This is a genomic window from Pseudomonas sp. FJ2-5-13, assembly GCF_029201605.1.
GTDB classification, from domain to species: domain Bacteria; phylum Pseudomonadota; class Gammaproteobacteria; order Pseudomonadales; family Pseudomonadaceae; genus Aquipseudomonas; species Aquipseudomonas lactis.
In genome coordinates this window covers 733,275-757,185 of the sequence record NZ_CP104045.1, presented here as the reverse complement: position 1 = coordinate 757,185, position 23,911 = coordinate 733,275, and the positions used below count along the sequence as shown (strand labels likewise).

Below are 23,911 nucleotides of genomic sequence, written 5' to 3'. Positions count from 1 at the left end.
GGCAAGCCAAATGATGACCTATCCTTTCTGACGAAAATTCCTACACAACTACTCATTAAACGTAGACGTACTTTCCGACTATGTACATAGCATTAATCAACTCGTGCGACTGATGGATCCAAAACCAGCTGCCAGCAAAACCTGTCAAAACGAAGGGCGCAAAGGGCTGTTTTGTTGACGCTGGCCCTGCCCGCTCAACGCGGTTTGAGCTAAGCCCTTGATGCATAAGTGTCCAGGCCACCATGGCGATGCCCGCACCGATCAGCGACCCCAGCAGGCACTCGATATTGGAGGCCAGCCCCAGGGCGGCGAGCAACTTCACATCCCCTGCGCCAAAGCGGCCCAATGCATAGCCCGGCAAGGTCAGCACCAGCGCCAAAGCCAGGGCCAGGCCGCCCTCGCTGGGGGGCGCGCCCAGCCACGTCGACCCCGCCCACAGCAGGTAAATCAACGCCAGCAGCCCGACGCCCAGGGTCAACGTATTGGCAATCTGGCGCTGGCGAATATCCTGCACGGCACATACGCCCAACCACAGCACAATCACTAGCGTCTGGATCACGTAAAAAACATCCCTTTTGGCTGAATGATTCTATGCTGATATCAAGTACTCGCCTCAGGGTAGACGCAGTCATGAAATCGAGCCTCCCGAGAAAGCAAAAAGGTGCTGCGGCGATCGAGTTTGCCTTGGTCTTCGTGATTTTCTTTGCGGTGTTCTACGGCATGCTCAGCTACAGCTTGCCGCTGCTGTTGATGCAGTCATTTCACCAAGCGGCCGCCGAAGGGGTACGCCGCAGTGTGTCCCTGGACCCCAGCACCGCCGGCTATTCGGCCCTGGTTGTGCAACGCGCCAAGGATGCAGCCCAGGCCCAGTTGAACTGGATCCCCGGCTCATTGAAGTTCTTGCCCGGCTATATCACCGCCACCTACACCAATAATTTGCTGACGGTGAAGATCACCTACCCCTCGGCCAATATCAAAGCGGTCTTGCCGGCCCTGGTGTTGCCTGGGGTGGGTACCGTACCCAACCTGCCCACCAACCTCACTGCCACCTCGAGCCTTCAGTTTTGACGACAGGGGATAAATTGTTCGCACGCCTGCGCGGGCTTACCAGCGCCCTGGCTCTGGACGCGCCAACGACGCCCGCGCCGGGCCTGCAAGTGCAACTGGACAACCTGGGCCGGGTGCTGAGCATCACGGGCGCCTTGAGGCCTTTGCTTGCCCAGCATCTTGCCAATGCGCCCAACCCACCCTTGCAGACCTTGCTGTGTGCCGACAGCGCGCTGAGTGTCGAGGGCACGCCGCAGGAGTGGCAACGACACGGCCTGGATCTGGACTTTCAGGGCGCCGCCGGCCAGGTCCTGCATACCCGCGGCTGGCTCGAGCCAGAGGGCGACGCCTGGGCCCTGCACCTGCTGGACATCACTGACCTGCTTGCCGACTGGGCACGGGTGCAGCAACGCGAACAAAACCACCAACTCGCCGCCCTGATGAGCGAACAGCTGCGCGTTTGCAGTTTCAGCCGCCTGCATCACGTGTTCAGCGAACACCTGCGCAGCGTGGCCCAGCGCTGGAGCATCCCCTGCGTCGCCATGGCACTGCTCGATGAGGATGACCAGGGCTGGCGCATCTACAGCCAATACGCTGCCCACGACGCCCCAGCCTTGTGGCAAACCGGGCAGCATCTGGGCACCAGCCTGGACAGCATCAACGGCAACACGCCACTGAGCCTGGACATTGCCCAGGGCCGCAGCGACAACCCGCGCCTGCGCAGTGTGTTTGGCAATGCCGACGGTTTCCTGGTGCCGTACCGCGACAGCCATGGCGCCGCCGCGTGGCTGCTGTGTGGTTTCTATAACGGCCATGCACACCACACCGGCGAGCGTGACTGGCTGAACCTGTGCGCAGCACTCGCCGCGCCGCTGCTGGGCCGCCTGCGCGAACAGCGTCACCACCAGCAACTGGAACGCGTGGAAGCCCTGCAAGGCCTGCTCGGCACGGGCTGGTGGGAACTGTTGCCCGTCACCCAGGAAATCCAACTGGCGCCACAATTGCTGCGCAACCTGAGCCTGGACGACGGCCCCACCCGCCAACCCCTCGGCACCTGGCTCGAACTCATCCACCCCGCCGACCGCCAGGCCCTCAACAGCCGCCTGCAAGACCTGCAAGCCCTGGGCAAGCCGTTGCTGACCAGCGTGCGCCTGCAACGCACCGAGTCCGAGCAGTCGCCCCTGTGGTACCGCATACAAGGCCAAGTGCTGGGCGCCGGCAATGAACGACGCTGGATCGGCTTCATGCTCGACATCAGCGACATCCAGAACCAACAACTGCAAGCCGCCGCCGCCCATGCGCGCCTGGACAACCTGATCGCCAGCTCACCGGCCATTATTTACGTGCAGCGCTACGTCAACGGCGCGCTGCACCCGGCGTTCTTCAGCGCCAGCCTGTTGCCGTTGCTGGGCTGGACCTTGGCCGATTGCAACCACGACACCCTGGCAGCGCTGATCCACCCCGACGACCGTGAACACTACTTCGAACGCACCCGCCAACTGCTGCGCGAAGGCAACGTGCGCAGCCGCTACCGCCTGCGCGACAAACAAGGCAACTACCATTGGCTGCTCGACGAAGCCAAGCTGTTGCGCGACGACCTCGGCCTGCCGGTGGAAGCCGTAGGCCTGTGGCTGGACGTCACCGAGGCGACCCTGGCCGCCGAGCAGGTGCGCCAGAGCGAGGAGCGCTACCGCATCCTGGTGGAAGACTCGCCCGCGATGATCTGCCGCTACCGCCCCGACCTGATCCTCACCTTCGGCAACACGCCGCTGGCCAATTACCTGGAATGCCGGCCCGAGCAATTGCCAGGCATCAACCTGGGCCAGTGGCTGTCGGATGAACAACGCGCCGCCTTTGTGCAGCGCATCCAGCAACTGACCCCGGAATTCCCGGTGAGCACCGCGGAAATCAGCCTGCAACTGCCAGGACGCGAACATGCCTGGTGGGTGTGGTCGGACCGCGGCGTCTTCGATGAACAAGGCGCCCTGATCGAAGTGCAAGCCGTGGGCCGCGACAACACCGAGGTGCGCCGCTCCCAGCAACAACTGACCCAAAGCGCAAAAATGGCCACCCTCGGCGAAATGGCCACCGGCCTGGCCCATGAGATCAACCAGCCGCTGAACGTGATGCGCATGGCCATCGCCAATGTGCTCAAGCGCCTGGGCAATGGCGACGCGCAGATCGACTACCTCACGGAAAAACTGCAACGCATCGACGCCCAGGTACAACGCGCCGCACGAGTGGTCGACCACATGCGCGTCTTCGGCCGCCGCTCGGAAATCGAGCAGCAACCCTTCGACCCGGCGCAGGCACTGGAGGGCACCCTCTCCCTGCTCAGCGAAGGCCTGCGCGGCAAAGGTGTAGACGTGCGCATCAGCCCTTCCGACTTCTCGGTACAGGTCAAAGGCTATGTCGACCAACTGGAACAAGTACTGATCAACCTGATGGTCAACGCCCGCGACGCCCTGCTCAGCCAGCGAGAAAAAGACCCTGCCCTGCGCCCCTGGATTGCCCTGCACAGCGAGCACGACAGCCGCCATGTACGCATCTGGGTCGAAGACAACGCCGGCGGGATAGACCCGCGCCTGCTGGAGCGGATTTTCGAGCCGTTCTTTACCACCAAACCGATAGGCGTGGGGACCGGGCTGGGCCTCTCGGTGAGCTATGGGATTGTGGAAAACATGGGCGGACGCCTGAGCGTTACCAACGGCGAGGCCGGCGCGAGATTCTGCATCGAACTCACCATCGCGCAGAACTAATTCAACGCTAACCACGATGCGAAGCGAGCCGCTCTTGATCTTGATCTGCTTGTGATCTTGATCTCAGGCGCCCCGTTAAACCACGCTGGCCGGAATTCGCCAGGGATTTGGGGGGTAAACCGGCAGGGATGCCGGTTTAGCCGCCCCGCGCCATGGATGGCGCGTGGCGGCGGCCCCCCAAATCACTGGCGGATTACGGGCACACCGAGCCTAAGCGAGGTGCCGAGTGGTGGGGCGAGGACCTTTTGGTTACTTTTGGCTGGGCCGGCATTCCGGTCCTTCCAAAAGTGACCCGCTGTCAGAGCGGAACCCTAAGTGGCCGTTACCGCAGGAATGGATATGTACACAACACAACTGTGTTGACTGCCAGGCCGCCTTCGCGAGCAAGCCCGCTCCCACAGTTGGATCGTAGGGTGTCAGCTAGAGAAGTGTCGGCTGACAGGCAGCCATCGCAGGCAAGGCAGCTCCCACATTTGGAACTCGGGGGGTCAGCTAAATCACCAGATAAGCCCGACCCATATGGCAAGTAAGGTTGGCACCGACTTCGGCATTGCCCAGGTTGATGCCCAAGGCACTCAGCAAGGTATTAACGATGGGGTCGAGAATCGGCGACAACACATTCTGGATCAGCCCCACCACCGCCGTAGTGATAGTCGCCAACAACCCGGCGACCCCAGCCAACGCACCATTGGAGACAGTGCCGCTAGGCGGTGCGTAAGTCACCTGCAAGCCATTAAGCGTCGACACCAGGCTGCCGACGATATTGGCCGTGCCCGGCGCAAACTTGTAGGTGGGCGGCGCATTCATCTCGGCCACCGGCGCAAATACCATGGTGCTGGTTTGCCCGGCAATGGTGGAGTTGGCTTTCAACAGCAAACCGCCCCCCACATTCGGTGTACGGTTGGGACTGCACAGCAGCGTTAGAACGACACAGTAGCGCTCGCCAAAATCAATCAACCTCACCGGCTGCACATTGACTGCAGCCGAGGAAGAAAAAGCCGCCACCGGATCCACCGTACCGACCGCCAGGGTCGCCAGGGACGTGGTGGTTTTCACCGTCAAGGATTTAGAGGCCGGCGAGTCGCAATTGAAATCCGTGACATTGGTTTGCGCACTGCCGGCTTCAATGTAAATGGCCAGCGACGTCGTGACATCGACGTCAGCCACATTGCAGGCCACCAGGCACAACACCCCGCCAACCACCGCCGGCAGGTTGAGGTTCAACAACCCTTTGACCACCTGGGACACCGGCGTGCCCAGGCCCGTCAATATGGACGCCACGCCAGAGACCGCCTTGATGATCGGCGCCTGCACGGTCACCAACGTGCGCACTTGCGCGGTGCGTACAAAAATCTGATCGGTTGGCGGGGTATTCTGCAAGCCCTTCTTGGCCAATACAGGATTGCCAATCGCCGACAACTGCGGCGGTTCGATGACCTTGGTCTGGACCGACACATTGCCCACCAACGGAATCGCGACCTGGGCCGCCGCACTCACCGCATTCTTGCTACTGGACAACTGCGCCACCGCTTCCAGCAGTTGAAACAACTGCACGTTGCTGTTGAGCGCCGCCGTTGGCGTGCCGGTGGCGATGTCGATCAGGTCGCCCACGGTCAACAGCTTGCTGTTCGGCGCAATCGCTTGAATCGATATCACGTCATTGATGACCGCCGTGGCCGCCGCACCGTTTTTCTGCAAGACCTTCACCGCAGCGTCGATCAGTTGAGTCGCCGAGACCGCGGTACTGAGCAAGGCGTCATAGTCACCGGCCTTCACGTTCAGGTTGATCGCCAGTTGGTCCAGGTAACTGAGCAGGTTGACGTTGGTCTGCAGCAAACCGTTCCAACCCGCCGCCGTGAGCGACAGGTTACCGCCAAGCAGGTTGCCGATCACCAGGTTAAGCAGCGGGGATTTGCTTGAATCAACGCTGGCCAGGCTGCTGCGGATCGACAGCTGCGCCACGGGCGGCGGTGTCGCGGCGACGGCGGTGGCGCTCAAGTTGATTTGCGGGGTGATCGGCGCGCCGCTGAACAGGTTCCACAGGCCATTGGCAATGCTGGTCAGGACGGTGCGCGAGGCCACCACGCGGATCGCGTCGCTCTTAGTGGCATCGGCGCTAAATACGCGGGTGTTGAGGGCATTGGTTGCCAGGGTGCCGCACGTCACCGCCAGGGTGTTGCCATTACCGACCAAAAAACCGTTGCGCGCGGCATTTTGCGTGGCATAGGCGTTGGCCGTGGTGTTGGTACCGCACTGGCCACCCAGACCTGCCGCCTCCAACGCCGAGGTGTCGGCGACGGACTGCAACTTGCGCTTTTCCAAATACAAGCGCCCGCTATCGACCGCCAGCAACGTGAACACCAGGGCCAAGGCCAAGGTGCCTGCCGCCATCAAGCCAATTGCACCACGCTGCCTGGAGCCGAATCGGGGAGACATCGAAGCACTCCTGCGCTAACTCTCCGTTGCACTGGAGTGTAGACAAGGCTTCGGCAGGTTGCTGGCAACTCGCCACATTGGCGACTGACGGAGATGCCGTAAATGTCGGCCCCCTAATACAACTCAGCTAAGCGAACGCTATGCTCAACACACTGAAGATCAAATGTGGGAGCTGGCTTGCCTGCGAAAGCGGTAGGGCAGTCACTGAAGCAGTGACTGACACACCGCTTTCGCGAGCAAGCCCGCCCACAGGGGTGAGAGGGGGTGATCAGCGCGGCGGGTAGTTGGAGAGGATCTTGGTCACAGTGCTGCGGATGGCCTTGTTGCGGTCCTCGGGGTTGGGCGTGCTGGCCATCATTTGCTCGTCGCTGCCGCGCCACACCAGCTTGCCGTCCTTGCCGTCGAGCAGGTCGATCTGGATGGTCGCCACTTTGTAGGTGATGCTGCGCGTTTCGTTGTACATCGGCGCGCCCCAGTAGCCATTCCATGGGCCGCCCCAGGCGCCGCCATAGTTGGTGGTGACTTGCTGCTGGCGGTCTTCGACGATCAGGTAGGCCTGTACATTCAGGTCAGCCTTGGTACCCGTCGCCGCAGGACGCAAACCGCGCTGATCCAGCTGTTCGCCCACAGCCTGGCGGATGCGTTGCTCGGTGAGGTCGCTCTTGATTCGCGGGTCATCGGGGCGATACTGCAACGCCGGGTCTTTCCAGGCCCAATTGCGGTAGGCGCCGAAGTCTCGGCTGGCGTCGAAATCGTGGTTGACCTGGTTGCTCTGGCAACCGCCCAGCAACATGACAACAGCAAGTGCAGCGATGCGACAAAGCATGGTGTTCTCCAAAAACAACGTGGGCCTGTAATGAGAATAGCTGCTAACTGGGCGGATAGGCAGCCATTGCCTTCTGCATCGCCTTGCGCAAACTATCGGCGCGTTCGCTCAGGCTGCCCTGGCTGGTGGTTTCGGCGCTGGTGCTCCACACCGGCTGGCGGGTGCGCGCATCGAACAGGCTGATACGCGCCACGGCCACGGTCACCTCATAGGTGCGCACCACCGGCACGCTGTTGTACATGCCGTAACCGTTGCCATAGCGGTTATAGCCGCCGTAACCGTAACCATAATCGTCCTGGACCTGGCGCAGGCGTTTTTCCAGGCGTACATCGGCGCTCACCAGCAGGTCAGGCGCACGCTTGTCATGCAAGGGTCGCAAGCCACGCTGGTCGAGAGCGCCGCTGACCGCCTCGGCAATCTGCGCCGAATCGGCCCAGGCCGTGCCCGCCGGCAACTGGCCGTTGAGCCAGCCCCAACTGCGGTAGGCGCCATAGTCGCGCACCGGCGCGGGGTAGGCGCTGGCATCAAAGGTGGTGGCCGCCTGGGCGGGCGCCGGTGGCATCGGTGCCGAACTGGCCACGTAAGGGTTGGGGCTCGAGCACGCCCCAAGCGCTAAAGACAACAGGATTAAACCGAGACGACGCATGTCGACCTCCCACGCTGGGCCGCTTAAACCGGGCGGCAGATCCAGTGCAAATATCGCCCAAGCCCGGCAAAGCTTGGGTGACGACGGTGAGCGAGCTCCATCTCCAACAAGTCCTGCAAGTTGGCGCGCGCCTGGAATTCCACCGGCATATAGTCGTGGAACACTCGCACGCCACTTTGGCTTTCGACCTGCCACAACCCCTCGAGTTGCGCCGCCAACTCCCGTGGGTCCAGGGGTTGTTGCGGCGTCAGGCTCTGCTTTTCGCCGGCCATGTCGTTCTTGCGCATTTTGCGGAAGTGGCCTTTGAGCAAGTTACGGTAGATCAACGCATCACGGTTGTAGAACGCCAGGGACAACCAGCCACCCGGCAGCGTCAGTTGGTGCAGCACCGGCAAGATGGCGTGGGGCTCGGCCAACCACTCCAGCACGGCATGGCACAGCACCAGATCGTAAGGCTCGGTGAGTTGGCCGAGCAAGTCCTGCCACGGTGCATGAATAAAAGTCGCGCTTTGGCCCGCGTCAGAGAAGCGCTGGCGCGCCCCTTCAAGCATCGGCGCGGCGGGTTCGGCCAATGTCACCTCATGGCCCTGCTCCGCCAGCCACAGCGACATGTGCCCCAGGCCTGCGCCGATATCCAGCACGCGCAACGGCCGCTGCGGCAGGGCTTGCACCAGGTCGGCCTGGAGCACCGCCAGGCGAATCGCGCCCTTGGCACCGCCGTAGATCTTCTCGGCAAAGCGCGTGGCCAACTGGTCGAAATGACGATCACTCATGGGCAAACCGCCGTTCGCTATCGGCCAGCTTGGCGCGCACCACTTCGTTCATATCCAGGCCCAGTTCACTGCACAACAACAGCAGGTACAAGACGATATCGCCGACCTCCTGGCCCGCATGCGCGAGTTTATCGGCGGGCAGTTGGCGGGATTGGTCTTCGGTGAGCCATTGGAAGATTTCCACCAGCTCGGCCATTTCCACGCTGGCGGCCATGGCCAGGTTTTTCGGGCTGTGGAACTGCTTCCAGTCGTTGGTATCGCGGATGCGGTGCAGGCGTTCGGTGAGGTGTTCGAGGTTCATGCGGGGGCTCCTGAATGGGTATAGCTTCAGGGGGATGGGGGATGAACGCAAGCCTCTGTAGGAGCGAGCTTGCTCGCGAAGAACCCCAAGACACCGCGGGCTTTCTGGCTGCACGCGTTATCGTTGACGTTTTTCGCGAGCAAGCTCGCTCCTACACCTACAGTGGGGGCTAGTCGACGACGTTAAACTCGAGCCTGGCGGTTTGACCGGCTTCATCCAATACGCTGAGCTGATAGCGGCCCAGCCGTTCAAAGCTGGCATTGATGCTGTCCTGATTGGCGCTGTCGCCCAACGGCGCACCATTGAGAAACCACCAACGCCGGCCACTGCCGCCCAACGCAGAGATTTTCAGGCGCAAGGCTTGTTGACTGGCAGCGGGCAGACGCAATTGATCGCCTTCGCGCACGCCCACAATGGACAAGGGCGACGCCGCAGCCAGCGCCGGTGGTGGGCAGTCCGGATCAGCCGCCGGGATGCGCGCTTCGCGGCGCTCGACCCTGGGCAACCAGGGCTCCAACGGCGCCGGCCACAGGGCGATGTTTTGCGGGGTTGCGCCAGGGCAACGGGCATCGACCCGCAAGCCTTTGGCGTTAACCCAGATGCTTTCCATCAAGCCCACGCTCAAGGGTTGATCCAATGCCTGCAAGGTCGGCGGCGTGGTGTTGTCCAAGGTCCAGGCAAAACGCTGGCGGCGGCAATTGGGGTCGCTGCGGCTCATGGTCTGGCCCAGCGGCCAACAGATCGCCGCCACGCCGATATTGGCCGGCACCGGTTTGACCGGCGCGCTGATGCCGCGCTGGCTGTCGCGGTTGGTCAGCACGTCATGCACCTGCAACATCAACGGCGCTGCCGACGCCAGGCCGAACTGCCCCGGTACCGGCGTGCCATCGGGCCGGCCGATCCAGACGCCGATCAGATAACGCGGGCCCACGCCAATCGCCCAGGCATCGCGAAAGCCGTAACTGGTGCCGGTTTTCCACGCCAGCACCGGGCGTTGGACCAACTCGGCGCGCGGGTCGCGGTCGGGCCGCGCCTGGCCGCTGAGGATGCGCCGCACAATCCATGCGGCGCCGGGCGACAGCAACGGCCGCTCCCTGAGCGTATCGTCCGGCTGTAACCGCAGGGTGGCGCTCTTGCCATCGCGGGCCAAGGCGCTGTAGCCGCTCACCAGGTCTTCCAGGCGACTGCCCGCGCCGCCGAGGATCAGCGCCAGGTTCGGCTCGGCCAACGCCGGCAACGCCAACGGCATGCCACCGATGCGCATCTGTGCGGCAAAGCGCTTGGGCCCGTAGGCTTCCAGCAGTTGCACCGCCGGCAGGTTCAACGAGCTGGACAACGCCGTGCTCGCCGGCACCGCCCCGGTAAAGCCCATGGAAAAGTTGCCAGGGCGGTAATCGCCATAGCGCCGAGGCACGTCCTGCAACAGCGATTCGGAGTGGATCAGGCCGTCATCCAACGCCATGCCGTAGAGGAAGGGCTTCAAGGTGGAACCGGGCGAACGCAGCGCGCTGATCATGTCCACATGGCCAAAGCGCTTGGTGTCATTGATATCCACCGACCCCAGGTAGGCGCGTACCGCCATGCTTTCTTCTTCCACCACCAGAATGGCCGCCGAGGTGTGTTCCGGCAGGCGTGCGCGCCAGCCCAACAGCAGGTCTTCGAGACGGCGTTGCAGGGTGGCATCCAGGGTAGTGCGAATCAGTGGCGGGCTGTCGGGGCGGTTCAGGCGGCGTGCCAGCAAGGGCGCCAGGCTTGGCTCCAGACGTGGGGCGAGCAAAAGAGGCTCTTCCAGCGCTTCATCAACCGCCGATTGCGGCCATACCTGAAACTCGGCCAGGCGGCGCAGCACTTTGTCGCGGGCCTCCTGGGCGCGCTGCGGATGACGGTCCGGGCGCAAACGGCTCGGCGCCTGGGGCAACACCGCGAGCAACGCGGCTTCGGCGTGGGTCAGCTGTGACGGCGACTTGCCCAGGTACGCCCAGCTCGCCGCCGCCACGCCCTGCAGCGTGCCGCCGAAAGGCGCGCGGTTCAGGTACAGGTTGAGGATTTCGTCCTTGGACAGGTGCCACTCCAGCTGCGCGGTACGCCACAGCTGGCGTAACTTGCCGTGCAGGGTGCGCGAGTGCGGGTCGAGCAAGCGCGCCACTTGCATCGACAAGGTGCTGCCGCCGGAGACCACCCGCGCGCCGCTCAGGTTTTGCCAGGTTGCCCGCACCAGCGCCAACGGGTTTACGCCGGGGTGCTGGTAGAACCAACGGTCTTCATAGGTGAGCAGCGCGTCGAGGTAATAAGGCGAGACTTCGCGGGTGTGTACCGGGTAGCGCCATACGCCATTGGCATCGGCAAATCGCCACAGGGGCGTGCCATCTTCGGCCAGCACCACTCGGGCCAGGTCGTCCTGGGGCAGGGGTAAGGGCCAGATGCGATCGGCCAGCCATAGCAGGGCAACCACCAACACCACACCACCCAAAGCCCAGCGCAATAACTGTGGGAACGGGCTTGCTCGCGAACGCGGTGGGTCAGTTGGCAGAGATGTCACAGGCACGCCGCCTTCGCGAGCAAGCCCGCTCCCACATTGGACTGAGTACATCCGCAGGTGATTAAACTAAAACTCAAACGGGCAAACCTCTATGCTTGCAGGGAACTCGCCTGCGTTATCGACAACCAAAGGCACAGTTACGCCCACCTTCTCATCAGGACACGCACATGCAGGTAGAAAGCTTTTTCGAATGGTTGGGCCAGGCGCTCGGTTCCGTCATCCGTTTTATCGTCGACGGGCTCAGCGGTTTGTTCGGGGCCTTGACCCACGCCGGCGGCAACTTTATCGACGGCTTGTCACGCACCCTGGGCATGGACACGTCGATCATCAGCATCATCACCCTGATCGTCGGCCTGTTGTTCCTTTACTCGGCGGTACGCGCCTTTATGCGGGCCTCGATTATCGTGGGCATCATCTGGCTGATGCTGGGGCTGTGGTTGCTGAGCTGGGTCGTGCACTGACATTACAACCACTCGATTCTCCTCTGTAGGAGCGAGCTTGCTCGCGAAAAACTCACAGACGCCGCGTTAATCCAGGAAACCCGCGTTATCGTTGACGTTTTTCGCGAGCAAGCTCGCTCCTACAGTGGCTTTCAGCGGCCTTTGATCACCATATCAACCGGCGTCTCACCCACTGCCTGCCAGTTCGGCCGATACATCGACTCCACCTGCGGCGGCGGCACGCGGTAAGTTCCCGGTGTCACCGCACGCGCCAGGTACAGCAAGTGCGTGGTGCCGTAGCCATCCAAATTCATCGCCGCCACATAGCGATCATCCCTGAACTCCTGATGCTTGAGCGAGGCATTCTGCATCGACTCACGCCACTCTTTCACTTGGCTGCTGGCGTTCTCAAGGCTCGCCGCGCTTTGGGCCAGGTTCTGGTTTTCCAGTTCCAGGCCGGCAGGCAACAGGTCAACCACCAGAGCATCCGGTACGCGTTGCTTGGCGCTGACCGCCAAGTGCACCAGTACCAGATCACCGCTGTTGAGGTTACGCAGGTTCAACGGCTGGCCGTTCATGCCCAGGTATTCGCGGCGGATACTCAGGTTGTTGCCACCGGCCGCTGGCGGCACTTGTGGGTAACCCGAAACCGTCAATTGTTGGTACACCGGCGCTTCACCCTGATTGCTCAAGGCCAGGTCGCTGGACAACAACTTGCCGTCCAACTCCAACGTCGATTGCTGGTTGTTCAACTCACGCACACCGCCGCTGCCGGTGAGCGACACTTGCCAGTTCGCTTCCGGCTTGGCGAACCCGAGGCGCCCAGCCAGGAACAGCGAATTACGCTCCTGGGTAGACAGGTACGGGCTGGCCGCCAATTGGTCCGACAGGGTGAACAAACGCTCCTCGCGCTGGCCCTTGGCCAAGTCGTTCTCCTCCAGCAACGCCAGGATCATCGCCTGGTCGCGCAACGGGCTGCCGTAGTCGGCTAGCCATTCATTGGCATTGCGCTGCGCCGCCAACCCGGCCAACAACGCCTGATCCGCACGCGGCTGGTCACCCATTTTCTGCAGCGCAATGGCCAACTGCACCAGCGGCAAGCCGGAGCGTGCGTCGCTGCGCCGTTCGAACAGGCTGCGCAACGCACCCAACGGCGCCTGCTGACTGCGCGCCAACACCATGCCGGCATAGGCCTGCACGGCAAACCGGGTGTGTTCGGCGTTGTCGCTGTACCCCACCTCGATCAGGTTACGTTCCTGCACATACCGCAACAGGCGCTCGCTGGCCTTCTTCAAGGCTTCAGGCGGTACGGCAAAACCCTGGTCGCGGGCGCGCAGCAGGAAGTCGGTGACATAGGCAGTCAGCCAATATTCTTCCTCGCCATCGGCGCCCCACAAACCGAAGCTGCCGTTGTAGCGCTGCATGCCCAGCAAGCGCTCGATGCCCAACTCGATCTTGCGCTTGCGCTCGGCATCCGGCTCGCCCTTGATGCTCAGGCGCTTGAGCAGCGCGTCGTCGGCGTACAGCGAGGGGTACAAGCCACTGGCGGTTTGCTCCAGGCAACCGTAGGGGTAAGCCTTGAGTGCACTGATCTGCGCGCCCAGGTTCAACGGCGGCCGGCTAGACAGACTCAACAATGCCTCACGCCCCGAGGCATCGAATTGGTCCAGTGCGCCCGACGGCAAGCTCCACGGCTGATCCTTGAGCACGGCGCGGTAATGCTTGAGCAAGGCCGGGTAAGCCGGGCGTACGCCCAAGGTCCATTCGCGGCTGAACGGCGGCAGGTTTTCACCCGGCAAGTCCAGGCCGTTGACGGTGACCGTGACCTTGCCCTGGCCGAGCCCGCCCCAGGCTTGTACCGGAATACGCAACGTGGTGCGCTGGCCTTGCTTGAGTTCAACCGACTGCGCGCCGCTGTTGACCAACTGCAATTGCCCTTGCGCGGTCAATTGCACATCGAGCTTCTGGGCCTTGCCCGACAGGTTGGAGAGGTCCAGGGCCAAGGTGGTCTGGTCGCCTCCTGCCAGGAAGCGCGGTGCCGACAATTCGGCAATCAGCGGGGCGGCGATCACGGTCTTGCCTTCGGCCATGCCATAGCGGTCATCGCTCCAGGCTTGAGCCATCAGGCGCAGTTCGCCGTTGAAGTCGGGGATATTGACGCTAACTTCGCCCTCGCCTTTCTCGTTCAAGGTCACCGGCGCACTTTGCAGAGCGACGATGGTCACGCTGGTGTCCGGGCGCTTGCCGCCTTTGGCCAACGCCGCGTCGCCACCAAATGCCAGGCTGGCCAAACGGCCCTGGCCGGCTTCAATCAACTGGCCGTAGATGTCGAATTGGTCGACGCCATAGGCTTTGCGGCCAAACAGACTGGCGTACGGATCGGGCGTTGGGTATTCGGTGATATTGAGGATGCCCACGTCCACCGCCGCCAGCAATACGTGCACCTGTTGAGGCACACTGCCATCGGCGTTCTTGGCGGCAATCTTCACCGTCAGCGGTTGTTTGGGGCGCATTTTTTCTGGCGCGGTAAGGGTCAGGCCGAGTTTGCGCTGGGTGCGATCCAGCGGCAGGTGCAGCAAGCCCACGGCGCGTTTAGGCGTGATATTGGCTTTGCGCTCGCCGGGGCGAATGACCAGGGCGCTCACATACAGGTCGTGGCGCGACCATTTCGGGTCGAGCTTCACCGCAAAGCTTTTGCCTTCGGCCGGCACGTCGATTTCCTGCCACCACAGCGGCCCTTCGGCAGACTCCACCAACAGGTAGCCTTTACCGGCCGCCGGTGGCGTGACGGTGACGTTGGCGGTGTCGCCATCGCCATAGGCGGGTTTGTCCAACGCCAGCTTGACCTGGTCGGGGCGCACGGCGCCGCCTTCGGTGTTGTCCTGGGCCTGGTAGCCGGCCCAGAAGCGCAGGCTGCTGACCAGCCCGGTCTGCGGGTCTTCAACCTCCACACGGTAAGGGCCCCACTCCACCTGGAAGCTGACCTTGGCGGTGTCGCCCGCCTTGATGTTCAGGCTCTGCTCATCGAGGTTGAGAAATTTCTCGTTGAAGTGGTAGCTCCAACCGTCATTCTCCGAGTAGTTCCAGTAGTAGTCGCGACGCTCGCGCACCAGCCGCACCTTGAGGTCTTGGGCGGCCAGCTTCTGACCGTCCTGGTTGGCCACCAGCACTTCGAACTCCACCGGGCCATCACCGTTGGTTTCCTTGCCGTCAAACAGGCCACGCAGGCCCGGCAGTTGCTCGGCCGGCCAGATCGGCTGCACCAGGCGCCGAGTGATCGGCCGCCCCCCGGACTCCTGCAGGCTGGCTTGCACGATCAGTTGCAACGGCGACTTGGCCTCGGCCCACTTGCTTTCCAGGGTCAGCGCTTGCTCGCCGTTGGCGTCGAGGATGCTTTCGTCCAGTTCGAAATCCTGGCTCAACTCTTCTTCGGTGACGGAACCGAACTGATAGCCCGGCAGAGATTTGACCGCCTCACGCAGCGGGCGCACATACACCTGGCCACTGACGCGGTTACCGGATGCAGGCGCGCCGTAGAGGTAACGACCGTTGACCTGGATGACCGGGTTTTCCTCTGGGCTCAGCGCCGTGTCACTGCCCTTGAGCTCCAGCGCCAGGCGCTCGGGCAGGAAGTCTTCAACGAGAAATTCATACAGTTGCGGCTTGCCGTCGCCGAGGTCGAACACCAACTGCCAACGCCCGGTCGGCGCTTCGCCAGCCAGTTGCAAAGGGTATTGATACAGGCCGGACGCGTCGGCCTCCCACACGAACTTGCGGCTCACCTGTTCATCCGGGCGCCGCACTTCGACGCTCACCGGTTGCGGCTTCACCGCCTTGCCATCCTTGTCACGCAACAGCGCGTTGAGCAGCACGGTTTCGCCGGGGCGATACAGGTCACGCGGGCCGAACACAAAGAACTGCAACGGGTGGGACGGTTGCCCGCCGATATCGAACTCGGCCAGGTCCAGCGCGGCGCTGTCCAGGCGCAGCAGGCTGGTTTGCTCGCCCTGCTTGGCCAGTAACACCTGGGCTTTTTTCGGCAGCGGCAACTCGGCGTGGCCACCGTCTTCGGTCTTGCCTTGGCCGAGCACGCGGCCTTCGGCATCGAGGATTTCCAATTCGACGCCGTTGAGCGCCTTGCCGCCTTCCAGCGCCTGGGTAAACACATCCAGGCGATTGGCATAGCGGTGCACCGACAGGCCGATATCGCTCAAGGTGAACAGGGTGGCCGGTTGCGAATAGTTGTAGGTGCCTGAAGCGCGCATCACCGCCAGGTACACGCCGGGTTGCTGCAGTTGTTTGAGGCCAGCAATCGGCAGCAACAGGGTTTCGCGAGTGTTGCGCGCCGGGTTCAGGTCGAAACGCCCGCCGTACACCAGTTCGGCCATTGGCAGCAGTTCACGGGACTCATAGCTTTGCAGGCTGGTATTGCGCCCCCACTGCGCCAGGAACGATGGCAGGGATTCGGGTTTGATCCGGAAGAATTCCACGTCGATCTTGTCGACATTCAACGCGATCACCGGCAGGCCCTCGGCCAGGCGCGTCGGCAACAAAGTGCCACGGCTGGCGAAGCCGACGGTGGCTTGCAGGTCGCGGGTTTCCAGGCGGGCGCTGTATTCGGCGGCGAGGCTGTTGCCGTTGACCGCCTTCACCCCGGCGTCCACGGTCAGCACCAGCTTGCGCTGCGGTTCAAGGTGGCGCAGGCGCAATTCCATGAGGTTATCGGACAGTTCCCAGGCGCCATCGACCTTGCCGGACGTGCTGTCTACCAAGTGCAGCTTGTCGGCGAATTTCTGATCGGGGTCCAAGGGGATGGAAAAACTCACCGACAAGGTGCTGGCCCCGTCCAACTGCACCTCGGACACGTCCACCACGCTCAGCTCACGCCCGGCATAACGCTGCTTGAGCGCTGCCACATCTACCGCGGCTTTCACCGGCTTCGGCGCTGCCGCCACGGTGGGCGCAGGCGGTGCAGCGGGTTTATCGGAAGAATCGCAAGCGCTCAGCAGGGCCAGCGCGCAGGCCAGGAACAGTCCTTTGTTAAGCATGGGGCACTCATAGTCAGAGGGAACCGAGGGGTGAACTATATATCAGCGCCGACCAAGCCGCTGCGGTGCCGGTCACATTGACCGACGGAGGGGCGGTTGGTTCTAGGTAGGCATGAAGCCGAGCCAAATCCCACAACCATTGGCGATCAAGATCAACATGTGGGAGCAACTGGCTTGTCTATCCACACAACTTTGCAGCCTGTAGCACCCGACGGTAACCACGATGCGAAGCGAGCCGCTCCCCCGGTGTCAGGGTAGTTGTCGTGTCCCCCGCTTTTTGAAAAGCATTCCGGGGGCGGCAAGAGTATGGTCATGCCTTTCTATTCAGAAGAACGTAAAGCTGCGCTGCTGAAAATGATGCTTCCGCCCCTGAGCCTCTCGGCGGCGGAGGTCGCTCGGCGCGAAGGTTGCAGCGATATGTCTCTCCATTATTGGCGCAAACAAGCTGCCGCCAGAGGAACGCAATTGTCCGATGCCAAGCAACCGGCCGAAAATTGGTCAGCCGAATCCAAGCTGGCGATCATCATAGAAACAGGTTCGCTATCGGAGCTGGAAATCGGTGAGTACTGCCGACGAAAAGGTATTTTTCCCGAGCAAATAACCGATTGGCGCAACGCTTTTATCGCCGGCAGCACGAAACAGTCAACCGCGAAAACTGCAAGCTCCGGACAGTCACGGGATGATAAAAATCGTATCCGTGAACTTGAACGTGAGTTGCGCCGCAAAGATGCAGCCCTGGCTGAAACAGCGGCCTTACTGGTACTACGAAAAAAGCTCAATGCCTACTGGGGGAGCGACGACGAGGCCACCTGACCTTGTTGCCAGAACGGTATTTACTCGTTGATTGGCTTAATGAAGCCATTCTGGCGGGCGCCCGCAGGGCGCCTGCTTGTCAGGAGGTAGGCATTTCACTGAGGACACTGCAACGCTGGAGCTTGCCGCAAGAACTCTTGGCAGATGGACGCACGACGACGCTTAGGCCGATACCGAACAACGCGCTCAGTGAGCTTGAACGGCAAGGCATCGTGACGCTGTGCAACAGCAAAGCCTATGCGCACCTCCCGCCAAGCCAGATCGTGCCGCAATTGGCCGATGAAGGAAGATATGTAGCCTCGGAGGCGACTTTTTATCGTGTGCTGCATGCGGCAGGTCAGCAGCATCACCGATCCAGAGCCAAGCGACCGCATCGCCATGAGGCACCGACCACTTACGCAGCGACTTCAGCTAATCAGGTGTGGTCATGGGACATCACCTACTTGCCGTCCCCGGTTCGCGGGAAATTTTACTACCTCTATCTGATCGAAGACATCTACAGCCGAAAAGCCGTGGGCTGGGAAGTTTATGAAGCCGAGAGCGGGGAAAAGGCGGCAGCGTTGCTGCAACGAAGCGTGACTCAGGAGAAGTGTTGGCGCCAGCCGCTGGTGCTTCACTCGGACAACGGTGCACCGATGAAATCGGTGACGTTACTGACCAAGATGTATGACCTGGGCATCACGCCGTCTCGCGGTCGACCACGGGTTAGCAACGACAACCCGTACTCGGAATCACTGTTCAGGACACTGAAATACTGCCCGCAGTGGCCACAGGCGGGGTTTACCAGCCTGGATGATGCGCGTATCTGGGTGAGGAATTTTATGACCTGGTACAACACCGTGCACCGTCATAGCCGGATCCGCTTCGTAACACCGGCTCAACGTCATGAAGGAAAAGACCGAGAAATCTTGGCTCGTCGAGATGCGATATACCGGCAGGCCAGAGAGAAAAGACCGGAACGATGGTCAGGAGAGACACGCAACTGGAACCCTATCGGGACGGTGTATCTGAACCCTGAAAGGGAACTGACCGTGGTAATAAAAATCGCGTAGCGCGACGGTGGACGCGACAACTACCTTGAAAAACGCCGCGCTCTTGATCTTGCTCTTGATCTGCTTTTGATCTCAGACGCCCCGTTAAACCACGCTGGCCGGAATTCGACAGGGATTTGGGGGGTAAACCGGCAGGGATGCCGGTTTAGCCGCCCCGCGCCATGGATGGCGCGTGGCGGCGGCCCCCCAAATCACTGGCGAATTACGGGCACACCGAGCCTAAGCGAGGTGCCGAGTGGTGGGGCAAGAGCGTTTTGCTTACTTTTGCGCTTTTCAAAAGTGAGCCGCCGTCAGGGCGGAACCCTAGGTGGCCGTTACCTAAATAACGGATATGTACCCGGTCCAACTGTGTTGACTGCCAGGCCGCCTTCGCGAGCAAGCCCGCTCCCACAGTAGGATCGAAGGGTGTCAGGTAGATAGGCGTCGGCTGGGAGGCCGCCTTCCCAGGCAAGCCAGCTCCCACATTGGCCGGTTACAATGCCGCTCCCCCGAAGGAGACTGCATGTCCACCTTATTGACCGATTGGCGCCACCGCCCCACCCACAGCCGCGTCTGGGCCCTGGCCGCGCCGATGATCCTGTCGAATATCTCGGTGCCGTTGGTGGCCCTGGTGGACAGCATGGTCATCGGCCACCTGCCCCACGCCCACCAACTGGGCGCCGTGGCTGTCGGTGCCAGCCTGTATACCTTTCTCGCCTGGGCCATGGGGTTTCTGCGCATGGGTTCCACCGGGTTCGCCGCCCAAGCCGCCGGGCGCAACGATGGGGCGGCGTTGCGGCAGATCCTGTTGCAAGGCTTGTTGCTGGCGCTGGGCCTGGCAATGCTGCTGGGCACGGTGGGTATTCCCCTGAGCCACCTGGCCTTGGAATGGATGCAGCCCTCGCCCGAACTGAACCAACTGACCCGCGAATTTTTCCACACCCGCCTGTTCGGCCTGCCCGCCGCCCTCGCCAGTTATGCACTGGTCGGCTGGTTCCTCGGCACCCAGAATGCACGAGCGCCATTGGCGATTTTGCTGACAACCAACCTGGTCAACATCGCGCTCAACTTGTGGTTCGTCCTCGGGCTGGACTGGGGCGTGGTCGGCTCCGCCCGAGCCTCGGTGATCGCAGAGTGGACCGGCGCCCTGCTCGGCCTGGCGCTTACGCAAAAAGCCCTGCGCGGCTATCCTGGACATATCGCTTGGGCCGCCTTGAAGCTGTGGCAAAGCTGGCGCCCGTTGCTGGCGGTCAACCGCGACATTTTTATCCGCAGCCTGGCGTTGCAGTCGGTGTTTTTCATGATCACGGTGCAAGGCGCACGGCTGGGAGATGCCACAGTCGCAGCCAATGCCTTGCTGCTCAATGGACTGTTACTGACGGCACATGCTCTGGATGGCCTGGCTCACGCGGTCGAGGCCCTGTGCGGCCACGCCATCGGCGCCCGTGACCGGCAAGCGTTACGGCGGTCATTGGTGGTCGCCTGCGGTTGGTCACTGATCGCCAGCGTGGGTTTCGCCCTGCTGTTCACCTTCGGCGGCCATCTGTTCATCGCCATGCAAACCGATATCCCCAGCGTGCGCGAAACCGCCGATATCTACCTGCCCTACCTCGCGGTATTGCCGTTGATTGCGGTGTGGAGTTATTTGCTCGATGGGCTGTTTATCGGTGCAACGCGGGCGCGGGAAATGCGCGATGGGATGTTGCTGACGGTGCTGCTGGTGCTGCCGATTGCCTGGGCCTTGCAGGGTTTGGGTAACCACGGCTTGTGGATCACCTTTCTGCTGTTCATGGCGGTGCGCAGCCTGACGCTCTGGGCGATAGCCTGGCACTTGAATCGGCAAGGGCTGTGGCTGGGAGCAAGCTGAAGGAATACAAACCCAAATGTGGGAGCGGGCTTGCTCGCGAAAGCGGTGTATCAGCCAAATAATCAGCGACTGACACTGCGCATTCGCGAGCAAGCCCGCTCCCACATTTTTATTACGAGGACAGGTACGAAGAACGCGTCAGGCCCAGACGCAACGCATCCAGGAACTGGGTGCGCTCCGAGGCCGAGATCTTCGCACTGGCACACTTGTCACGGTAATGCGTCATCAACTCTTCCGGCGACAAGTGCACGTAGCGCAGCATGTCTTCGATGGTGTCGTGGGTCTCGATCCCGGCGCTGTACACCGAGCCGTCTTCACGCTGGTAGATGTTCACCGAGTCGGTATCACCGAACAGGTTGTGCATGTCGCCCAGGATTTCCTGATAGGCGCCGACCAGGAAGATACCCAGCAGGTAGTCTTCGCCTTCGTTCAAACCGTGAACCGGCAGGCTGGTCTCGATGCTCTGCTCGTCGACGTATTGCTTGATCTTGCCGTCGGAGTCGCAGGTCAGGTCTTGCAGCACGGCGCGGCGCAGCGGCTCTTCGTCGAGGCGGTGCAGCGGCAGGATCGGCAGGACCTGGCCGATGGCCCAGGTGTCCGGCAGGCTCTGGAATACCGAGAAGTTGCAGATGTACTTGTCGGCCAGCTTGTCGTTGAGTTCGTCCAGCACCTGGCGGTGCGAGCGCTGGCGGGCTTTCAACGAGTTGTGCAGGCGACGGCACACCGCGAAGTAGCACTGTTCGGCCAGGGCTTTTTCCGCCAGGGTCAGCTTGCCATCGGCGTACTGGGCCGCCACGTCGCTCATGTAGTGGGTGGCGCGCCAGTAGGTTTCGGTGACCATCTCGATGTCGGTCGGGCCCAGCAGGTCCACCAGCCATTGCACGGTTTCCGGCAGGCTTTCCTTGTTTTCAATGGTCGGGATTTCGTCGTTGTGCTTCTCGACGTCCGTCACCTGCACCACCAGCATGGCGTGGTGAGCGGTCAGGGAGCGACCGCTTTCAGAGAAGATGTTCGGGTGCGGCAGGCTCTGCGCGTCGCAGAATTCCTTGAGCATACCCACCACCACGCCGGCGTAGTCGTCCATGTCGTAGTTGATCGAACTGGCGTTGCGCGAGTGGGTACCGTCGTAGTCCACGCCCAGGCCACCGCCAACGTCGATGTGGTCCACCGGCAGGCCGAGGTTGCGCAGTTCGCCGTAGTAACGAATGGCTTCCTTGAACCCGTGCTGGTAGTCGGCCAGGTTGGCGATCTGCGAGCCCATGTGGAAGTGCAGCAAGCGGATGCCCTGGTCCAGGCCGGCCGCGCGGAAGCGCTCGACCACCGACAGCAGCTGCGCCGCCGACAGACCGAATTTTGATTTTTCGCCACCGGTGTCGGCCCACTTGCTCGATGCCAGGGACGACAGGCGCACACGCAGGCCCACCTGCGGCTTGACCTTGAGGCTCGCCGCCTCTTCGATCACCAGCCCTACCTCGGACTCTTTCTCGATCACGATGAACACGTTGTGGCCGAGCTTCTGGCCCATCAGCGCCAGGCGGATGAACTCACGGTCTTTGTAACCGTTGCAGACGATGGTGCCGCCCTTCGGCGCCAGGGCCAGCACGGCCAGCAGCTCAGGCTTGGAGCCGGCTTCCAGGCCGATGGAGACGTTCTGGGTAGCAATGATGTTCTCGATCACTGCTTCCTGCTGGTTCACCTTGATCGGGTACAGCGCGGTGTACTTGCTCTGGTATTCCAGGCGCTCGATGTTGGCATCGAAGGCACCGGTCAATTGGCGCACGCGGTCTTGCAGGATATCGGGGAAGCGCACCAGCAGCGGCAACGACAGGCCGCTTTTGCGCAACTCATCGACTTGCTCGTACAGGTCGACGGGCGTGCTGTTGGGGCCGTTCGGACGGACTTCTACGCGACCGGCTTCATTGATCGCGAAATACCCGGCCCCCCAATGGCGAATCCCGTAAACACTGCGGCTGTCCGCAACTGTCCATTGGCTGCCATCGTCTTTGCGTGTGCGTCGTACGGACATCGAAGTCCCCTATTAATGAAGGCGAAGGCGCCACCTCTCGCGGAGGCTGGCGCAGTCTAAAGAATGAAAATGACGATTTGCCTGCAAGGGAAGTAGACCCCACTGGCAGGACAGAGTTTAGCCACAGGTTGGGAAGAGGCTTTCAGCCGCCGGACTTCTTGGCCTTGTACCCGAGCTTGATCAGCTCGGCCAACAGCAACTCGACGTGATCGCCCTGAATCTCGATAACCCCGTCTTTCAACGCGCCACCGGTGCCACAGCGCTTTTTCAGCGAGGTGGCCAATTCCTTCAGGGCTTCTTCAGCCAGGGGCACGCCGGTGATGGTGGTCACCGTCTTGCCGCCACGGCCTTTGCTCTCGCGACGCACGCGGGCAATACCGTCGCCTTCGGGGATCAGGGTCTGTTTGCAGGTGCACGAATCCACGGGCTGACGACAGTCCGGGCAGTGTCGACCTGCGTCGGTGGAAAATACCAGGCCACCAAGGGCGGCGAAGGATGCGGCTTTTTTGGCCACCGGCAATCCTCTTGGGAGGATGAAGACTGATCGGCGCCGCACAAGGCAGTAACCGACCGCGAAGCCCCACTCAGGCAGGGGCAGCGCTACCGAACCGTCAAAGTAACATCCACTGTAGGAGCAAGCTTGCTCGCGAAGAGCGTCAACGATAACGCGGGCATTCAGGCAGCACGCGGTGTCTTGGCGTTTTTCGCGAGCAAGCTCGCTCCTACAGGGTGAAACAATAGCGGTTCGGGTGAAAAGGCGCGCAGTGTAACGGCAAAAAGCAAAGTTGCTAAGAGCCAAATGGCGCCAATTTATGCAACTTTAGCGACGTGAGTCGAGATAGCGCCGCAAGCCCTCTTGGGCGTCCGGGCAATAAGGCTTTTGCTCGGCCTCTGCAAGCACCGCTTCGATGGTTAGAAAACGCGCTTCCATGACCTCTTCAGGCTGCAAGCACAGCGGGCCGTCCCAGACGGCAGAGTAGGAAGTACACCAAAGACGGCTGTCGCCATCTTCAAAGTAAAAATGATCGTGCTCGAGCAGCTCCACGCCACTCACGCCCAGCTCTTCGGCCAATTCCCGCTGTGCCGACAGGGCATAGCTTTCTCCCGCCGCCACCATCCCGCCCGCCGCCGTATCCCAGAACCCCGGATACAGGGCTTTACTCAGCGTGCGCCGGTGCACACACAGCTCGCCTCTGGAATTGAACAGGAAGATAAAAGTGCAGCGGCCAATCAAGCCGCGCTGGCGCAGGTCGGACCTGACCAGGTGGCCGAGCAGGTGGTCCTGCTCGTCGACCCAGCAGATCAGTTCAGCATCGGAAGCCGCTCGGTGTGCGGCCTCCTTTTGAGTAGCGTCCATCA

The 23,911-nt window shown here is 61.8% G+C and carries 16 protein-coding genes; 5 read left to right on the top strand and 11 right to left on the bottom strand.

Features of this window, described 5'->3' with window-relative positions; all coding sequences use genetic code 11:
• Positions 1–55: 55 nt before the first annotated feature.
• Positions 56–559 (bottom strand): prepilin peptidase, encoded by a 504-nt coding sequence (locus N2A98_RS03235; protein WP_275623014.1) that lies wholly within the window; start codon positions 557–559, stop codon positions 56–58.
• Between the two features lie 71 nt (positions 560–630).
• On the opposite strand from N2A98_RS03235, the gene N2A98_RS03230 reads away from it, so the two are divergent.
• Both N2A98_RS03230 and N2A98_RS03225 read left to right on the top strand, forming a co-directional pair.
• The gene (locus N2A98_RS03230; protein ID WP_003188217.1) at positions 631–1,068 is read left to right on the top strand and encodes a TadE family protein; all 438 of its coding nucleotides are present in this window, start codon (positions 631–633) and stop codon (positions 1,066–1,068) included.
• Entirely contained in the window at positions 1,065–3,806 is a 2,742-nt protein-coding gene (locus N2A98_RS03225) for a PAS domain-containing sensor histidine kinase (RefSeq protein WP_275623013.1), read from the top strand. Before N2A98_RS03230 ends, N2A98_RS03225 begins: the two co-directional genes overlap by 4 nt.
• Before the next feature lie 492 nt (positions 3,807–4,298).
• On the opposite strand, the gene N2A98_RS03220 is transcribed toward N2A98_RS03225, so the two are convergent.
• From N2A98_RS03220 to pbpC, 6 genes are all read right to left on the bottom strand, one after another.
• Positions 4,299–6,242 (bottom strand): pilus assembly protein TadG-related protein, encoded by a 1,944-nt coding sequence (locus N2A98_RS03220; RefSeq protein ID WP_275623012.1) that lies wholly within the window; start codon positions 6,240–6,242, stop codon positions 4,299–4,301.
• A 268-nt stretch (positions 6,243–6,510) separates the two neighbouring features.
• Positions 6,511–7,068 carry a DUF4136 domain-containing protein gene (locus tag N2A98_RS03215; RefSeq protein ID WP_078802422.1) on the bottom strand — a complete coding sequence of 186 codons (558 nt, stop codon included), beginning with the start codon at positions 7,066–7,068 and terminating at the stop codon, positions 6,511–6,513.
• 43 nt (positions 7,069–7,111) lie between these two features.
• Positions 7,112–7,714: a DUF4136 domain-containing protein gene (locus tag N2A98_RS03210; protein WP_078467818.1), complete on the bottom strand. Its 603-nt coding sequence runs from the start codon at positions 7,712–7,714 to the stop codon at positions 7,112–7,114.
• Positions 7,715–7,737: 23 nt separating this feature from the next.
• Complete coding sequence (locus N2A98_RS03205; RefSeq protein WP_044271124.1) at positions 7,738–8,487, bottom strand: methyltransferase; 750 nt, start codon at positions 8,485–8,487, stop codon at positions 7,738–7,740.
• Positions 8,480–8,788 carry a MazG-like family protein gene (locus N2A98_RS03200; protein WP_003188211.1) on the bottom strand — a complete coding sequence of 103 codons (309 nt, stop codon included), beginning with the start codon at positions 8,786–8,788 and terminating at the stop codon, positions 8,480–8,482. The genes N2A98_RS03205 and N2A98_RS03200 overlap by 8 nt, the downstream gene beginning before the upstream one ends.
• A gap of 169 nt (positions 8,789–8,957) precedes the next feature.
• A complete protein-coding gene (pbpC, locus tag N2A98_RS03195) occupies positions 8,958–11,249 on the bottom strand; it encodes a peptidoglycan glycosyltransferase PbpC (RefSeq protein WP_275623587.1) in 2,292 nt (763 codons plus the stop codon).
• Between the two features lie 245 nt (positions 11,250–11,494).
• Here pbpC and N2A98_RS03190 point away from each other — a divergent pair, with 245 nt between their 5' ends.
• Entirely contained in the window at positions 11,495–11,788 is a 294-nt protein-coding gene (locus N2A98_RS03190) for a hypothetical protein (RefSeq protein WP_003188208.1), read from the top strand.
• Between the two features lie 131 nt (positions 11,789–11,919).
• Here N2A98_RS03190 and N2A98_RS03185 read toward each other — a convergent pair whose 3' ends face one another.
• Positions 11,920–16,815 carry an alpha-2-macroglobulin gene (locus tag N2A98_RS03185; RefSeq protein ID WP_275623011.1) on the bottom strand — a complete coding sequence of 1,632 codons (4,896 nt, stop codon included), beginning with the start codon at positions 16,813–16,815 and terminating at the stop codon, positions 11,920–11,922.
• 312 nt (positions 16,816–17,127) lie between these two features.
• On the opposite strand from N2A98_RS03185, the gene N2A98_RS03180 reads away from it, so the two are divergent.
• Positions 17,128–18,680 (top strand): IS3 family transposase gene (locus N2A98_RS03180; protein WP_193791350.1). Its coding sequence is split into 2 segments (ribosomal slippage): positions 17,128–17,590 and positions 17,590–18,680, totalling 1,554 coding nucleotides; the frame shifts between segments, so codons are not numbered across the junction.
• 502 nt (positions 18,681–19,182) lie between these two features.
• On the top strand, positions 19,183–20,526 hold the full coding sequence (locus tag N2A98_RS03175) for an MATE family efflux transporter (RefSeq protein WP_275623010.1): 1,344 nt from the start codon (positions 19,183–19,185) through the stop codon (positions 20,524–20,526).
• Positions 20,527–20,638: 112 nt separating this feature from the next.
• Here the strand turns inward: N2A98_RS03175 and speA are convergent, their stop codons facing one another.
• The 3 genes from speA to N2A98_RS03160 all read right to left on the bottom strand — a co-directional run bounded on the left by speA (position 20,639) and on the right by N2A98_RS03160 (position 23,909).
• On the bottom strand, positions 20,639–22,552 hold the full coding sequence (gene speA, locus N2A98_RS03170) for an arginine decarboxylase (protein ID WP_003188203.1): 1,914 nt from the start codon (positions 22,550–22,552) through the stop codon (positions 20,639–20,641).
• Between the two features lie 142 nt (positions 22,553–22,694).
• Positions 22,695–23,066, bottom strand: a complete 372-nt coding sequence (locus N2A98_RS03165; protein ID WP_003188201.1) for a translation initiation factor Sui1 — start codon at positions 23,064–23,066, stop codon at positions 22,695–22,697.
• A gap of 306 nt (positions 23,067–23,372) precedes the next feature.
• Positions 23,373–23,909 (bottom strand): NUDIX hydrolase, encoded by a 537-nt coding sequence (locus N2A98_RS03160; RefSeq protein ID WP_078467814.1) that lies wholly within the window; start codon positions 23,907–23,909, stop codon positions 23,373–23,375.
• Positions 23,910–23,911: the final 2 nt, after the last annotated feature.

What these genes read in the sequence shown, in the direction of transcription:
- N2A98_RS03185 (WP_275623011.1), bottom strand. Translation starts at nt 16,815, where the DNA reads ATGCTTAACAAAGGACTGTTCCTGGCCTGCGCGCTGGCCCTGCTGAGC.
- N2A98_RS03210 (WP_078467818.1), bottom strand. Translation starts at nt 7,714, where the DNA reads ATGCGTCGTCTCGGTTTAATCCTGTTGTCTTTAGCGCTTGGGGCGTGC.
- N2A98_RS03220 (WP_275623012.1), bottom strand. Translation starts at nt 6,242, where the DNA reads ATGTCTCCCCGATTCGGCTCCAGGCAGCGTGGTGCAATTGGCTTGATG.
- N2A98_RS03175 (WP_275623010.1), top strand. Translation starts at nt 19,183, where the DNA reads ATGTCCACCTTATTGACCGATTGGCGCCACCGCCCCACCCACAGCCGC.
- speA (WP_003188203.1), bottom strand. Translation starts at nt 22,552, where the DNA reads ATGTCCGTACGACGCACACGCAAAGACGATGGCAGCCAATGGACAGTT.
- N2A98_RS03200 (WP_003188211.1), bottom strand. Translation starts at nt 8,788, where the DNA reads ATGAACCTCGAACACCTCACCGAACGCCTGCACCGCATCCGCGATACC.
- N2A98_RS03230 (WP_003188217.1), top strand. Translation starts at nt 631, where the DNA reads ATGAAATCGAGCCTCCCGAGAAAGCAAAAAGGTGCTGCGGCGATCGAG.
- N2A98_RS03205 (WP_044271124.1), bottom strand. Translation starts at nt 8,487, where the DNA reads ATGAGTGATCGTCATTTCGACCAGTTGGCCACGCGCTTTGCCGAGAAG.
- N2A98_RS03190 (WP_003188208.1), top strand. Translation starts at nt 11,495, where the DNA reads ATGCAGGTAGAAAGCTTTTTCGAATGGTTGGGCCAGGCGCTCGGTTCC.
- N2A98_RS03215 (WP_078802422.1), bottom strand. Translation starts at nt 7,068, where the DNA reads ATGCTTTGTCGCATCGCTGCACTTGCTGTTGTCATGTTGCTGGGCGGT.
- N2A98_RS03160 (WP_078467814.1), bottom strand. Translation starts at nt 23,909, where the DNA reads ATGGACGCTACTCAAAAGGAGGCCGCACACCGAGCGGCTTCCGATGCT.